The organism is Micromonospora sp. ATLC16, from assembly GCF_057196645.1.
In genome coordinates this window covers 78,622-92,374 of sequence record NZ_JBXUOW010000002.1, presented here as the reverse complement: position 1 = coordinate 92,374, position 13,753 = coordinate 78,622, and the positions used below count along the sequence as shown (strand labels likewise).

The 13,753-nt window shown below is 69.8% G+C and carries 14 protein-coding genes; 9 read left to right on the top strand and 5 right to left on the bottom strand.

Features of this window, described 5'->3' with window-relative positions:
• Positions 1 to 37: 37 nt before the first annotated feature.
• The gene (locus AC2CHE_RS01795; RefSeq protein ID WP_484503106.1) at positions 38 to 1,441 is read right to left on the bottom strand and encodes an MFS transporter; all 1,404 of its coding nucleotides are present in this window, start codon (positions 1,439 to 1,441) and stop codon (positions 38 to 40) included.
• Positions 1,442 to 1,653: 212 nt separating this feature from the next.
• Between AC2CHE_RS01795 and AC2CHE_RS01790 the strand changes: the two genes are divergently transcribed.
• On the top strand, positions 1,654 to 2,340 hold the full coding sequence (locus AC2CHE_RS01790) for a TetR/AcrR family transcriptional regulator (protein ID WP_484503105.1): 687 nt from the start codon (positions 1,654 to 1,656) through the stop codon (positions 2,338 to 2,340).
• Positions 2,341 to 2,427: 87 nt separating this feature from the next.
• Here AC2CHE_RS01790 and AC2CHE_RS01785 read toward each other — a convergent pair whose 3' ends face one another.
• Positions 2,428 to 3,813: an extracellular catalytic domain type 1 short-chain-length polyhydroxyalkanoate depolymerase gene (locus AC2CHE_RS01785; protein ID WP_484503104.1), complete on the bottom strand. Its 1,386-nt coding sequence runs from the start codon at positions 3,811 to 3,813 to the stop codon at positions 2,428 to 2,430.
• Positions 3,814 to 4,095: 282 nt separating this feature from the next.
• Between AC2CHE_RS01785 and AC2CHE_RS01780 the strand changes: the two genes are divergently transcribed.
• Entirely contained in the window at positions 4,096 to 5,160 is a 1,065-nt protein-coding gene (locus AC2CHE_RS01780) for a PaaX family transcriptional regulator (protein ID WP_484503103.1), read from the top strand.
• 54 nt (positions 5,161 to 5,214) lie between these two features.
• On the opposite strand, the gene AC2CHE_RS01775 is transcribed toward AC2CHE_RS01780, so the two are convergent.
• On the bottom strand, positions 5,215 to 5,358 hold the full coding sequence (locus tag AC2CHE_RS01775; RefSeq protein WP_484503102.1) for a hypothetical protein: 144 nt from the start codon (positions 5,356 to 5,358) through the stop codon (positions 5,215 to 5,217).
• Positions 5,359 to 5,643: 285 nt separating this feature from the next.
• Here AC2CHE_RS01775 and argS point away from each other — a divergent pair, with 285 nt between their 5' ends.
• Complete coding sequence (gene argS, locus AC2CHE_RS01770) at positions 5,644 to 7,308, top strand: arginine--tRNA ligase (RefSeq protein WP_484503162.1); 1,665 nt, start codon at positions 5,644 to 5,646, stop codon at positions 7,306 to 7,308.
• Positions 7,309 to 7,318: 10 nt separating this feature from the next.
• Here argS and AC2CHE_RS01765 read toward each other — a convergent pair whose 3' ends face one another.
• Positions 7,319 to 7,969: a class I SAM-dependent DNA methyltransferase gene (locus tag AC2CHE_RS01765; protein WP_484503101.1), complete on the bottom strand. Its 651-nt coding sequence runs from the start codon at positions 7,967 to 7,969 to the stop codon at positions 7,319 to 7,321.
• Positions 7,970 to 8,110: 141 nt separating this feature from the next.
• Positions 8,111 to 8,671: an ArsR/SmtB family transcription factor gene (locus tag AC2CHE_RS01760; RefSeq protein WP_484503100.1), complete on the bottom strand. Its 561-nt coding sequence runs from the start codon at positions 8,669 to 8,671 to the stop codon at positions 8,111 to 8,113.
• Positions 8,672 to 8,737: 66 nt separating this feature from the next.
• Here AC2CHE_RS01760 and AC2CHE_RS01755 point away from each other — a divergent pair, with 66 nt between their 5' ends.
• The 6 genes from AC2CHE_RS01755 to AC2CHE_RS01730 all read left to right on the top strand — a co-directional run bounded on the left by AC2CHE_RS01755 (position 8,738) and on the right by AC2CHE_RS01730 (position 13,733).
• A complete protein-coding gene (locus AC2CHE_RS01755; RefSeq protein WP_484503099.1) occupies positions 8,738 to 9,307 on the top strand; it encodes a dienelactone hydrolase family protein in 570 nt (189 codons plus the stop codon).
• A gap of 395 nt (positions 9,308 to 9,702) precedes the next feature.
• A complete protein-coding gene (locus AC2CHE_RS01750) occupies positions 9,703 to 10,059 on the top strand; it encodes a WCX domain-containing protein (RefSeq protein WP_484503098.1) in 357 nt (118 codons plus the stop codon).
• A gap of 116 nt (positions 10,060 to 10,175) precedes the next feature.
• On the top strand, positions 10,176 to 11,630 hold the full coding sequence (locus AC2CHE_RS01745) for a glycoside hydrolase family 43 protein (protein ID WP_484503097.1): 1,455 nt from the start codon (positions 10,176 to 10,178) through the stop codon (positions 11,628 to 11,630).
• Between the two features lie 226 nt (positions 11,631 to 11,856).
• Positions 11,857 to 11,982 carry a hypothetical protein gene (locus tag AC2CHE_RS01740; protein WP_484503096.1) on the top strand — a complete coding sequence of 42 codons (126 nt, stop codon included), beginning with the start codon at positions 11,857 to 11,859 and terminating at the stop codon, positions 11,980 to 11,982.
• Positions 11,979 to 12,206, top strand: coding sequence for a cation:proton antiporter regulatory subunit (locus tag AC2CHE_RS01735; RefSeq protein WP_484503095.1), 228 nt, complete (start codon positions 11,979 to 11,981; stop codon positions 12,204 to 12,206). The genes AC2CHE_RS01740 and AC2CHE_RS01735 overlap by 4 nt, the downstream gene beginning before the upstream one ends.
• 48 nt (positions 12,207 to 12,254) lie before the next feature.
• A complete protein-coding gene (locus tag AC2CHE_RS01730; RefSeq protein WP_484503094.1) occupies positions 12,255 to 13,733 on the top strand; it encodes a cation:proton antiporter domain-containing protein in 1,479 nt (492 codons plus the stop codon).
• Positions 13,734 to 13,753: the final 20 nt, after the last annotated feature.

Here is a 13,753-nt window from a genome sequence, read left to right as displayed (position 1 = left end):
TCGCCGAGTGAGCCACTCATGGCGTATCGGCCGTCGGTCAGACCGCCTTCTCCGGCACGTCGACCAGTTCGTGGTCGTCCTGCTCGGCCGGCGTCGTCGGGCTGACGCGGGGAAGCACCACGAGCGCGATGACGGCGGCGACGATCCAGAGCCCGGCACCAAGGGACAGGGCGAAGGCGTACCCGTCGCTGAGGGCGCTGGGCGTGCCCTCCTTGCCGGAGTACTCGAAGGCGGCGGTGCTGAGCGAGGCGAGCCCGAGCGCGGCACCGATCTGGCGGGAGCTGTTCAACAGGCTGGACGCCGTGCCGGTCTCGTGTTGGGCGACCCCGTGCGTGGCGGTGGAGACCATCGGCCCGAGGCAGAGCCCGAAGCCGACGCTGGCGATCACCGACGGGACGAGGACGTCGGCGAGGAACGAGCCATCGGAGTCGATCATGCCGAACCCGGCGAATCCGACCGCGCTCACCAGCGCACCCGCGATCATGAGGGTACGGGCGGGCACCTTGTAACCGAGCTTGATGGCGATGACGGAGCCGACGACCACGCCGATCGCCAGTGGCAGGAACTTCAGCCCGGTCTCCGCCGGGCTGGTGCCGAGCACCCGCTGCAGGTAGAGCGAGACGAAGTAGAAGGCCGAGGCCATGGTGGCGCCGAAGATGAGGTTGTACGTGTTGGCACCCGCGACCGAGCGGTTGGCCAACAGGCCGACCCGGACCAGTGGGTCGCGGGTGGTGGTCCGCTCGACATAGACGAACGCGGCGAGCAGCACGACGGCAGCCCCCAGGGTGCTGAGGGTGACCATCGAACTCCACGCGTACCGGTCCGTACGCACGATGCCGAGCACCAGCAGCGTCATGCCGCCGGTGGCGAGGAGGGCGCCCAGCACGTCCGGACGGCCTTCGGGCGCGACCGGCAGGTCCCTGGCGATGCCACGCCAGGTCAGGATCATGGCGAGCGTGGCCATCGGGGCGCTGACCCACATCACCCACTCCCAGCCGGCGTACTCGGTGAGCACGCCGCCGATCAGGACGCCGAGGGCGCCACCCGCGGCGTTCATCGCGGCCCACACGCCGAACGCCTTCACCCGGGCCTTGCCGCTGGGGAAGGTCGCGGTCAGCAACGCCAGCGCGGCGGGTGCCAGCATGGCGGCCCCGACGCCCTGTGCGACGCGTGCGGCCACCAGGTGCCCCGGCACGTCGGCGAAGCCGCCCGCGAGGGAGGCGATGCCGAACACGACCAGCCCGATGAGCAGGATGCGCTTGTGGCCGTACCGGTCGGCGATCTTGCCGCCGAGCAGGAGCAGCCCGCCGAAGGCCAGGGCGTAGGCGTGGATCACCCAGGTCAGGCCCAGTTCGCTGAAGCCGAGGCTCTCGGCGATCTCCGGGAGACCGAGGTTCACGACTGACAGGTCCAGCGAAACCATGAACTGCACGACGGCCACTGCGGCCAGGGTGAGCCCTGGCCGGGCACCCCGCTCGACTGCTGATTGTTCGTTGACTAATGCCTTGTTCGTCACCGCAAAACCGGTCCTCTGTCGTAGTGACGGGTAGCGTCGAGTTTTCGAACGCGTTCTGAAATTAGCATCGGCCGTGGTCGGCTGTCTAGCGCGTCACCTCGAAGCAACCCGGTTGGTGGAGGGGGCATGATGGGGCGGTGCCCCAAGTCAATGCGCCGCGACTCAAAGCAGGCAGACCGCCGACGACATCTCGCGCCCAGATCCTGGCCGTCGCGCGTGGCCTCATCGACCGCAATGGGTGGGAGAGGCTGACCATCCGCAAGCTGGCCGCCGAGATCGGCGTCGGGGCGACCACTCTTTACCATCACGTACAGGACAAAGAGGACCTACTCTTCCTCTTGATCAACGAGTACGGCGAGCAGGTCTCCCATCCTGGGCTGCCGGAGGAACCGCAGGAACGCGTCATCGCCGCTGCCGCCACGATCCACGACGCGCTCGCGGCGTGGCCGTGGGCCGCCGAGGTCCTCACCACCGACGGATTCATCGCCCGGCTCGGCGACTCGCCCCTGGGGTTGGTCGAGGCGGTGGTGGCCGGCGCCATCGACTACGGCTGCACCCCCGACCACGCCGTCTACGTCTTCCGCAGCATCTGGTACTACACGGTCGGGGAGATTCTCGTCCGATCGCACACCGCGCGCCGGGGCGGCGGCGACGGGGGGAACCACCGGGGCGCGTTCTTCGGCAACATCGACGCCGAGAAGCTGCCGCACCTCGCGGCGCTCGGTGACCGCTGGGCGGTGCTGGCCCCACGCGACACGTACGTCGACGGCCTCCGCGCCCTCGTCAACGGGCTGCTGGCTCAAGGGGCCCGGGTCGGGTCGTAGGCGTCGGGGGAGCCGCTACGGCCCTACCGGCCCGGCAGGCGTCCCGGGGAGGTACGCGAACGTGCCCTCCCCGGAGCGCCGACTGTGTCAGGCGACCGTGCAGGCCGCCCCGTTGAGCGTGAACGAGCTGGGCCTTGCGTTGTTGCCGGTGTGGGTGGCCTGGAAGCCGATCGTCAACGACCCGTTGGCGGGGATGGTGGCGTTGTACGAGACGTTTCGCGCCGTCACCTGCCCCGAGCTGGGGGAGTAGGTGGCGTTCCAGCCGCCGGTGATGTTCTGACCACCGGGCAGGGTGAACACCAGTGACCAGCCGTTGATCGCGCTGGTGCCGGTGTTGGTGATGGTGAGGTTCTCGGTGAGCCCGTTGTTCCACGCGTTGACGTCGACGGCCACCCGGCAGGCGGCGGTGCCCGGCGGCGGGGTGGTCGGGGTCGGTGGCGGCGTGGTGGGGGTCGGCGGCGGCGTGGTGGGGGTCGGCGGCGGCGTGGTGGGGGTCGGTGGCGGCGTCGTCGGGGTCGGCGGCGGCGTGGTGGGGTTCGGGTTGGTCAGGCCGAAGAACTGGACGGCGGCCGCGGCCATGCCGCCGGAGGGCAGGCTGTGACCGGCGCCCTGGATGCTGTACGCCTCGACCAGGACGGTGCCGCTGGCGTCGGCGAACCGGCGGCGGTTCCAGTTGGCCTGCGGCGTGTCGGTCGAGGTGGGCGTCTGGCTGAGCCCGAACACGTTGGTCCACTGCTCGACGGCTTCCTGCAACAGTGAGAACGGCACGAGCGTGTCGTTGGTGCCGTGCCACAGCTGCACCCGGGGACGCGGACCGGAGTAACCGGGATAGGCCTGACGTACCGCGTCACCCCACTGCTGCGGGGTCCGGTTCATGTTGCCGCCGGTGCACTGGCTGCTGCCGGGCGGGTAGTCCGCCGCGTTGGCGAAGCAGTTGAACGGCACCCCCATGAATGCCGCGCCGGCCTTGAACACGTCGGGGTAGAGGGCCAGCATGTGGTTGGTCATCATGCCGCCGGACGAACTGCCCGTCGCGTAGACCCGGTCGGGGTCGGCGCTGTACTGCTGTTGCGCGTAGCGGACCATCGACATGATGGAGACCGGGTCGCTGCCGCCGCCGCGGCGCTTGGCGGCGTCCGACCAGACGTCGAAGCAGTTGCCGAACCCGGCCTGCTGGGTTGCGGAGGGATAGATCACGATGAAGCCGTACCGGTCGGCCTGGCTGGCGAACTCGCTGCCGGAGTAGAAGCCGGGGCCGGATCCGCCGCAGCCGTGCATGGCCACCACCGTCGCCGGCCTGGCCGGACGGTTGTCCGGCACGTAGATGTGCATGCGCATCCGGCCGGGGTTGTCACCGAAGTTGGTCACCTCGGTCAGTGAGGCCGCGTACGCGGGACTGAACGTGGGGGCCACCAGCCCGGCCGCGACCAGCGACACGGCCAAGCCGAGCAGTAATTTCCTTCTGATTTTCACGGACGACTCCTTCGAACGCCTGGGTGCAGGCTGGGTTCGGTGTGCGCTTGTACTCGCGGGTGCGCCCAACTCCCCGCAGTGATCACGGCGTGTCCACCACGTCTGGCTTGCCCTGCCCGGCTCCGTGTGGCGTCGTGTAGCAGATATTGTTCTCCTGGTCCCAGCAAGTGTCAATTGACATGCCTCGATCAAGAGGGTCGTCGTGCCGGCCGGGCGGACGGACCGACTCATCGGCGTCCATCTACAGTCGATATCCCGTCCCCCGATCGAGCCGGAGCGCCTGTGACTAGCCCGTTCCACATCGAGGAGATCTACTCCGACGACGGGAGCACCTCGCTCCGGATGCCGCGGCGTCAGGTGGGCAACTCGCCCCAGGGCTTCGCGATGACCCTGCTGGCGGACTACACCCTGCGGACCCGCGCCGCGCTGCCCTCCGCCGCCATCGTCGCGCTGCTCACCGAGTCCGGGGTGACCACCGCCGGTGCCCGTACCGCGATCAGCCGGCTGGCCCGCCGTGGGGTGCTCGAAGGCAGTCGGCACGGACGCCGCAGCTCGTACCGGCTCAGCCGGGCGGCCGCCGCCAACCTGTCCAGCGGCGGCAACTGGATCCTCACCTCGACCACCGTCGCCGGCCCGTGGGACGGGTGCTGGACGATCGTTGCCTTCTCGCTGCCACAGGATCGCAGCGCCCAACGGCGGGCGCTGCGCAGCCAACTCCGGTGGCTCGGGTACGCGCCGCTGTACGACGGCCTGTGGATCTCGCCGTACGAGCTGACGCCGCGGGCGCGGGCCCAGCTCGAACAGTTGACCCTCGGCACCGTCACGGTGTTTCGTGGCCGGCAGAACGTGCTGGGGTCGATCAGCGACCGTGCGCCCATCGAGGCCTGGGACATCGACGCGATCACCCGGCACTACGCGGAGTTCCTGGACCGATGGACATCCCTGCTGCCGCTGGTCAGCTCGGGGCAGGTCGACGGCGCCACGGCGGTCCGAGCGCGTACCGAGGTGATGGACACGTTCCGCCGCTTTCCCACCCTCGACCCGCAGCTACCGGTGGAACTGCTGCCGGCCGGTTGGCTCAGGCAGCCGGCCCGGGAGCTGTTCGCGGCCGTGTACGACGGTCTCGCGCAACCCGCCGAGCAGCACGTCCGAGCGGTAGTCGGGCGGTTCACCGACAGCGCGCTACTCGGTATCCGGGCCCACACCACCGCCGACCTGATCGCCGGAGTGCGCGATGACGCCGGGGTCAGCCCGGTTGGGGCCGGGCGAGCCGGCGATTGGCGGCGCCCGGACCTGACCGTCCACTGCGACGAGTTGACCGCCCGCGCCCCGGCAGAGCTGCGCTGACGACCCGGTGTCCAGGACCTGACCGGCGAGCCGGCGGACGTCGCGCGCTACGGCTCATGCCGCCGCGATGGGCGGCAGCGTCGCGGTGACCGACCGCACCGAGCGGCCGTCGCCGACGAGAACCACATCCGGCTGGTACGTCAGGTCGGGATGCGGCACCGGCTCCATGCCGTAGCGCAAGGCGGGCTGCGTCCGCACGGGGGCGGCACGTACACTCCCGGCAGTTGGCCGCGCTCGGTTCGCGGCCCCGGCGTTCGAGGCGGTGGAGATGGAACGGGTGCTCGGCACCGTCCGCCGCTCGCGCCTGCGACGACGATAGTCGTCCCGCTCACCGCGCGATCCTTCCGCCGTGCCCGCACCCGCCGTGCGGCCGGCACGCCCCGTGACGATCCCGTTCGTCCCATCCAGGGAGTTCCCGTGACCGTGCCCTCACTGGCCTCGTCGTTGTCCGACTCCGTCACCGTCGTCGCGGCCCGCCTGGGAATGGCGGATCTCGCCCCGCAGATCCGCCGCTCCGAGCACGCCGACTTCCAAGCCGACGGGGTGCTGGCGGCGGCGCGGACACTGCGCCGCAACCCACGGCAGGTCGCGGCGGACGTGGTCGCCGGCCTACCCGCCGACGGTCTGCTGGCCAACGCGGGGGTGGCCGGGCCGGGCTTCGTCAACCTCGAGCTGACCGACCGGGCGCTGCTGGCGCAGCTCGCCTGCCGGTTGGGCCATGACCGGCTCGGTGTCGGCATCCCCGAGGCCGGCGTCACCACGGTGGTCGACTACTCGCAGCCGAACATCGCCAAGGAGATGCACGTGGGGCACCTGCGCTCCACCATCATCGGCGACGCGCTGGTACGCATCCTGGAACACCTTGGCGGCACCGTGGTGCGGCGCAACCACATCGGCGACTGGGGAACCCAGTTCGGCATGCTCATCCAGTACCTGGTTGAGCACCCCGACCCACCGGTACCCGACGACGCCGGCACCATGGGCCGCCTGGCCACGCTCTACCGGCGGGCTCGGGCGCAGTTCGACACCGACCCCACGTTCGTCGACCGGGCCCGGCGGCGGGTGGTGGCGTTGCAGGCCGGCGACCCGAGCACCGTGGCCGCCTGGCGGGACATCGTCGCCGAGTCGACCCGCTACTTCACCCACGTCTACGACCGGCTTGGCGTGCGGCTGACCGACGCCGACGCGGTGGGGGAGAGCGCCTACAACGCCGCCCTGCCCGAGGTTGCCGACGAGCTCGAACGCCGGGGGGTCGCGGTGACCAGCGACGGCGCGCTCTGCGTCTTCTTCGACGACCTCCGGGGCCCGGACGGCGAGCCGACGCCGCTGATCGTACGCAAGCGCGACGGCGGCTTCGGCTACGCCGCGACCGACCTGGCCGCGCTGCGGCAACGCGTCGTCGAACTGCACGCCGACCGGCTGCTGTACGTGGTCGACGCGCGGCAGGCCCTGCACTTCCGGATGGTCTTCGAAGCCGCCCGGCGGGCCGGCTGGCTACCGTCGGCCGTGCCCGCTGTCCACGTCGCCTTCGGTACCGTCCTCGGTCCGGACGGGCGGCCGTTCAAGACCCGGACCGGCGACACCGTCCGCCTGGTCGACCTGCTCACCGAGGCGGTCGACCGGGCCCGGGAGGTGGTCGCGGCGAAGAACCCCGGCCTGACCGGGGCCGCCCTGGACGAGCGGGCGCGGCAGGTCGGCATCGGCGCGGTGAAGTACGCCGACCTGGCGACCAACCGGACCCGCGACTACACCTACGAGCCACGGCGGATGCTGGCGCTGGCCGGCAACACCGGCGTCTACCTCCAGTACGCGCACGCCCGCATCCGGTCCATCCTGGCCCGGGCCGGCGGCGCCGACACCACAGTCGACGTGACGGCGGCGCTGGAACCGGCGGAGCGGGCGCTGATCCTCGACCTCGACGCGTTCGCCGACACCCTCGCCGAGGTGGTCGCCGGTCACGAGCCGCACCGCCTCTGCGGCTACCTGTACCGGCTGGCGCAGACCTTCACCGCGTTCTACGAGCGCTGCCCCGTGCTGCGCGCCACCGGCTCGCAGCGCGCCAACCGCCTGGCCCTGTGCCACCTGACGGGCGACACCCTCCGCACCGGCCTGCACCTGCTCGGCATCCCCACCCCCGACCATCTGTAACCGCCGCGTCCTACCCGTTCGCGGAGCCGGTCCTGCGGACCAGCATGTACCCGTGCGGGGGTTCCGCGTCTTCGGGTGGGGTGCTGCCCTGGAAGACCAGGTCGAATCCGGCGGCGGTGAAGCGGTCCTGCATCTCCCGGGCAGAGAGCCAGTACCGATCGAAGTCGACGCCGAGACTGCCGACGCGGCTACCGGGACCGTTACGGTGCCCTGTTCCGTCGCCGTGTTTGAACGCCGCCACCAGGTAGCCGCCCGGCCGCACGACCCGGGCCAGCTCCGCGAACGCCCGTACCCGGGCCTCCGGCGCCAGGAAGATCAACGAGTACCAGCACACCACCCCGGCCAGCGACGCGTCACCGAACGGCAGCTCCCGCAGATCGGCGACCTCGTACCCGAAACCCGGATGCTCCCGCCGCGCCACCTCCACCATCCCCGGCGACAGATCCACCCCGCGCGGCGACAGACCACGGCCCGCGAGGTGCGGGAGAAGCCGCCCGGTGCCGCAGCCCACGTCCGCGACCTCCACACCCACGGCCAGGGTCAGCTCGGCGAACAGGTCGAGCATCGCCCGCTCGACCGGCATGCTCTCGACCATGTTCTCCGCGTACCACTCCGACAGCACGTCGTGCGCGTCCCGCAGTTCCTCGGTGCTGGCGTCCATCCCCGCTGCCCTCCCCGTCCCCGGCCGCCGCCGCAGGGGCGAACCTACCTCAGTACGCCGAGCTGAGTTCGGAAGAGGGTCCACCTCGCCAGCCCCCGACCAGGTGCCCGGTCGGGCGTCCGCGATTCTCGAGTACGTGCATCACTGCGCCGTCGGGGTCGGGTGGTCGGTGGGATAGATGCCGATCGCGAACCCGTACATGGTCTCGCCGGACCTCGGCATCCGGTCGAACTCATCAACCAGTTCCGCCATCCGGTCCCAGCAGTGAGCGGCCTGATCCTCCGAGATGCGCGCATGCCGGACGAAGCCCCAGAGCTTTCCCTGCTCGAACGCCTTCGCCGACTCGCGTGCAGCCACCCCGAAGTCGTTGAAGTCGCCCGGCATCTGTTCGCCGGCGGGTGATGGCTCTGCTGCCACGTGGAACATGCGTGCGGTGCGCCCGTAGAAGCGCTCCTCGATCGCCCGCACCTTCCGCGTGCGCACCACCTGGAGCAGGCCGTTCCGGGTGAGCACGTCCACGTGGTGCGCGACTGTGCTCTTGGGGCGCTTGACTGCCTCCGCCAACTCGGTCACGGTCGCGGACCGCTCGTGGAGGAACTGCAGGATCATCGTGCGGAGCGGGTGGCTGATCGCCTTCACCTGGTCCGGTCTGGTCAGCGCAATCCGATCGACCAGCTCGTAGTCCGGGGGGTTGTCGACCATGGCACAACAAACTAGCGTCACGGAACGTTCCACAAGTTTCGACCGTTCGCGAGGGAGTTCGACGGCGTGACCGAGGTGTTGCTCTACCACCACATCCAAGGCCTGACCGACGGGGTCCGGAGCTTCGCCGACAGCCTGCGACAGGCCGGGCACACCGTGCACACGCCGGACCTGTTCGACGGCCGCACGTTCGGCAGCATCGAGGAGGGCTTCGAATTCGCTCGGCAGTTGGGGCTCGACGCGATTCGGGAGCGCGGTGCCGCCGCAGCCGACGAACTCGGCCCCGGGCTCGTCTACGCCGGATTCTCCTTCGGTGTGACGATCGCCCAGCGGCTCGCGCAGACGCGGCCCGGCGCCCGCGGGGCGCTCCTCATAAATTCCTGCCTCCCGGTCGCGGAGTTCGGAGAGACCTGGCCCGAGGGCGTGCCGGTGCAGATTCACGGCAAGGAGGGCGACAAGTTCTTCGACGAGGACCTGTCGGCCGCACGCGAGCTCGCCGGCTCCGCGGCGGCCGCCGAGCTATTCGTCTATCCCGGCGACCAGCACCTTTTCGCCGACTCCTCGCTCGATGCGTACGACCCGGAGGCGTCCGCGCTGCTGATGGAGCGGGTGCGGGCATTTCTCGCCTCCGTCTGACCATCACCGCCCAACGGATATGGGTGAGATCCGGTCAATCCGGATGACGGCTCATCGGCGACGACGGCGTACACCGTCCGGTCGGCCCGCAGGCCCGAGGCGATCACGTCCCAGTCGCGTGCGGTCTTGCCGGTGGCATGGAGCAGCATGATGGGCGTCTTGTCCTCGTCAACGGCCTGCCACAACCGCAGCGCGAGGTGCAGATCCCCGATCGCGATGTCCATCAGCTCCGGCACTGCCTGAGCCTGTCCCACCGTCGCCTGCGAACTCAACACGTTCCGCTGTGGGCAGACCCCGATGCGTCCGGCAGCGGCCCCGGCCATCGGTCATCGCGCTCGCGGTGCCGACCTCGGCGAGCCAGCCGAGCAGGCGTGTGCGGGCTTGGTCGAGCTTGCGTGACCCGTGCGCCGCCGGCCGCGTTCCGTCTGCCAGGCGCCGCGCAGGGGCATGACCAGCGCCAAGTCCGGGCGGTGTGCGCGCCTGAGGGCATAGGTGTCCTCCGGTTGGGATTCGGCGCCCGGCTCGAGGTGGGAGGCGTCACGACCGATGGCCGCATCGAGGTCGTGATCCGCGGCAACGACGAGTACAAACTCGCTGGCGAGATTGCCGGCCTGGTCGACTGGATCGAGGTGACCGGCCCTGCGGGTGTGCGAGACCACCTGGCTTTGATCGGCGACGCGCTCGTCGAGCGATACGGCTCAGGTCGGCGCGCTTCGCAGCCTTCCCGCGGCATGCCGACGCCGACGTCTTGACGGGCGTCGATTCGAGGCGGAGACTGCGTAACACCCCCGAAACAGTGAGCAGGGCCGTCCGGGCGCGGGTGATGTTAGCGCTAACGTCGGCCGGGCCGGACGCATGGGAGAGCCGCATGTCCAGAGTCCTGACCAGGGCAAGCGCCCTGATCGCCGCCCTGTGTCTGCTGTTGCTGCCGGCGGCGCAGGCACCGCGTGCCGAGGCCGCCGCCCTCGACCCGTTCACCGGCTACCTGATGGCGCACTTCACCGGCGAGTCGACCACCGGCGAGCAGGTCTACTTCGCGCACAGTCGGGACGGGCTGACCTGGCGCGACCTGAACAACGGCGCACCCGTGCTGCTGTCCACGACCGGCACCCGGGGGGTGCGCGATCCCTCCATCGTCCGATCGCCCTCCGGCGACCGGTACTGGATCGTCGCCACCGATTTGCGAATCGCCAGCGGCACCTCGTGGAGCGACGCGGCGAACCGGGGCAGCAGGTCGCTTGTGGTGTGGGAGTCCCGCGACCTGGTGAACTGGTCCGCCCCCTGGCTGATCAACGTCGCCGGTGCGATCCCGGGCGCCGGCAACGCCTGGGCGCCGGAGGCCATCTACAACGCGGCGACCGGCGACTACGTCGTCTACTGGGCGACGAACTCCCTGCGCGACGGCGTGACCAAACACCGCATCTGGTACGTGCGGACCAGTGACTTCCGCAGCTTCACCGCTCCCCAGCTCTACATCGAGCGGCCCGGCGGCGGCCAGGGCATCATCGACACCCAGATCGTCGAGGTACCCGGGTCGATCGGCGGCTACCGCTACTACCGGGCCTCGGCCGACGGGCACATCACCATCGAGGGCAGCAACTCGATCCTCGGCTCGTGGACGATGCTGGGCAACCTCTCCCACCTCGGCATCTCGAACGGCACCGGCGGCGGTAACGTGGTCGAAGGGCCGATGTGGATGCAGTTCAACGGTCGTAACGAGTGGGCGCTCTGGCTCGACCAGTACGCCACCGGGCGGGGCTACCTGCCGGTCACCTCCAGCAACCTGGGCAGTGTCACCAACTTCCGGACCCGGACGGACTACCAGTTGGGTGCCAGCCGTAAACGGCACGGCTCGATCCTGAACCTGACCGCCGCCGAGGAGAGCGCGGTGCTGGGGCGCTGGGGCGCGACCACGCCGGCCAACCGGATCCAGGCGTACACCCACCAGGACCGGTACGTGCGGCACGCCAACTACGACGTACGCATCGACGCCAACGTCAGCCCGGCGCAGGACGCCCAGTTCCGGGTCGTGCCGGGGCTGGCCGACGCCGCCAGCGTGTCATTCGAATCGGTCAACTACCCCGGCCACTACCTGCGGCACTACGGCTTCGACTTCGTGCTTGCGGCCAACGACGGCAGCGCGGTCTTCGCCGCGGACGCCACCTTCCGGCAGGTTGCCGGCCTGGGCAACTCGTCCTGGTCGTCGTTCCGCTCGTACAACTACCCCGACCGCTACGTCCGGCACTCCAACTACCAGCTGCGACTCGACCCGATCAATGACGCCCAGGCGCGCGCCGACGCCACGTTCCGCCTCACCTCGTAGCCATTCCTGGTCTTCAGCGGCGGCAGCTTCTCGGAGAACATCACGTTCCTGCTGAGCGACTTCTTCGCCCACGCACCCAGACCGGTGCCGGCGAAGAACTTCGGGTGGTCGATGGAGCAGCTGGACGACCTGGCTCAGCGGGAGAGGTACGCACCGTCGGCATCACGTCTTCGCCGCCTCGGCGGCCGCCCGCACCTTCGACTTCCAGGCCGGCGATGTCGGCTACGTGCCGTTCGCGTACGGGCACCACATCGAGAACATCGGCGACGAGCCGCTGGTCTTCGCCGTCCCGTGCCGAACACATCGTACCATTGCGCAAGATCGTGGACCGAGCAGCGGGGAGGGGTCATGAGCAAAGGGATATATGTGCAGGAATTGCCAGGTATTGGCAAGCGGTACGACGTCGACCTGGGCAGCAACACCCAACGGATCTCGGTGGTGGTACGCCGGGACGGCAACCGTGACCTGTACGTCTTCGCCGCCGGCAAGGACGAACCGGTTGCCGTGATCGAAATGTCGGAGGAGCAGGCGCGTAAGGTGGGCGCCCTGCTGGCCGGCACGTACTTCTCCGAGTAGTCGTCTCGCGTCGTACTCCCTGTTCAGTCCGCTCCAGGAGTCCTCACCGTGCATGCTGATCTCGTGGGCTTCGGGGCCCTCGTACTGATCGCGGGCCTGCTGGCCCGCGCGGGTCGCCGGATCAACCTGCCCACCGTGCCGTTCTTCATGCTCGCGGGCATCCTGCTCGGGCCCGGTACTCCCGGGCCGGTGCTGATCGCTCATCCCGAGGACCTGAGCCTGCTCGCCTCCCTCGGCCTGGTGCTGCTGCTGTTTCATCTGGGCGTCGAGTTCCCGGTGGACCAGGTGCTCGGCAGCGGCAAGCGGCTGTTCGTCGCCGCCGGCTCGTACATCGGCCTCAACGTCGGTGCCGGCCTGGTCTTCGGCTTCGCCCTCGGTTGGGGTGGCTACGAGGCGTTCGTGATCGCCGGTGCGCTCGGCATCTCCTCCTCGGCGATCGTGACGAAGCTGCTCATCGAGTTCCGGCGGCTGGCGAACGCGGAGACGCCTGTCATCCTCGGCATCATCGTGATCGAGGACCTGTTCCTCGCGCTGTATCTGGCGCTGCTGTCGCCGCTGCTGTCCGGTGCCGGTTCCGCCGGAGAACTGGTGCTGCGCATCGGCCTGAGCTTCACCTACCTGGCGGTGCTCTTTGCCGTCGCCCGCTTCGGCGCCCGCCTGGTCGGCAAGGTCATCGACAGCAACGAGGACGAACTGTTGGCCATCCTGATGGTCGGACTGGTCGTGCTCGTGGCCGGGGTGTCGGCCGAGATCGGCGTCTCCGACGCGATCGGCGCTCTGATGATCGGTCTCGTGGTGGCCCGTACCCCTCTCCGGGAACGGGTGGAACGTCTGGTGCTGCCGCTGCGCGACGTCTTCGCGGCGGTCTTCTTCCTGGTGTTCGGGCTGAGCATCGACGTCGGCGACTTCGGCTCGGTGGCGCTGCCGGTGTTGTTGGCGGTACTGATGACCGTCGTCACCAACGTGGTGGCCGGCCTGATCGCCGGTCGGCTGTTCGGGCTCAACCAGCGCGGAGCCGCGAATGTCGGCCTGACAGTGCTGGGCCGCGGCGAGTTCTCGTTGATCCTGGCCACGCTCGCCATCGCCGCCGGCCTCGACGGCCGGCTCGGTCCGTTCGTCGCCCTGTACGTGCTGATCCTGGCCGTGGTGAGTCCGCTGCTCGCGGCGAACTCGCGCTACCTGGCCCGGGTCATCCCGGACCGGCTGCTGCACGCCAGTTGGCGGTACGTGCGTGAGGAGACCATCAGCACCGCCTGCACCCACTTCGACCGGATCCACATCACCGAGTCCGACGCGGACGCGTGCCCGCAGTGTGTGGAGAGCGGCGACGACTGGGTGCAGTTGCGGATGTGTCTGACCTGCGGCGCGGTGGGCTGTTGCAGCGACTCGGTCAACAACCACGCGGAGGGGCACTACCGGCAGACCGGCCATCCGTTGATCCGGTCGCTGGAGGAGGGCGAGGACTGGCGGTACTGCTACATCGACGGTGCCCTGATCCGTGAGCCGATGGGTGCCACCCGGGAGTGACGCCCGTGCCGTCGGCTGCT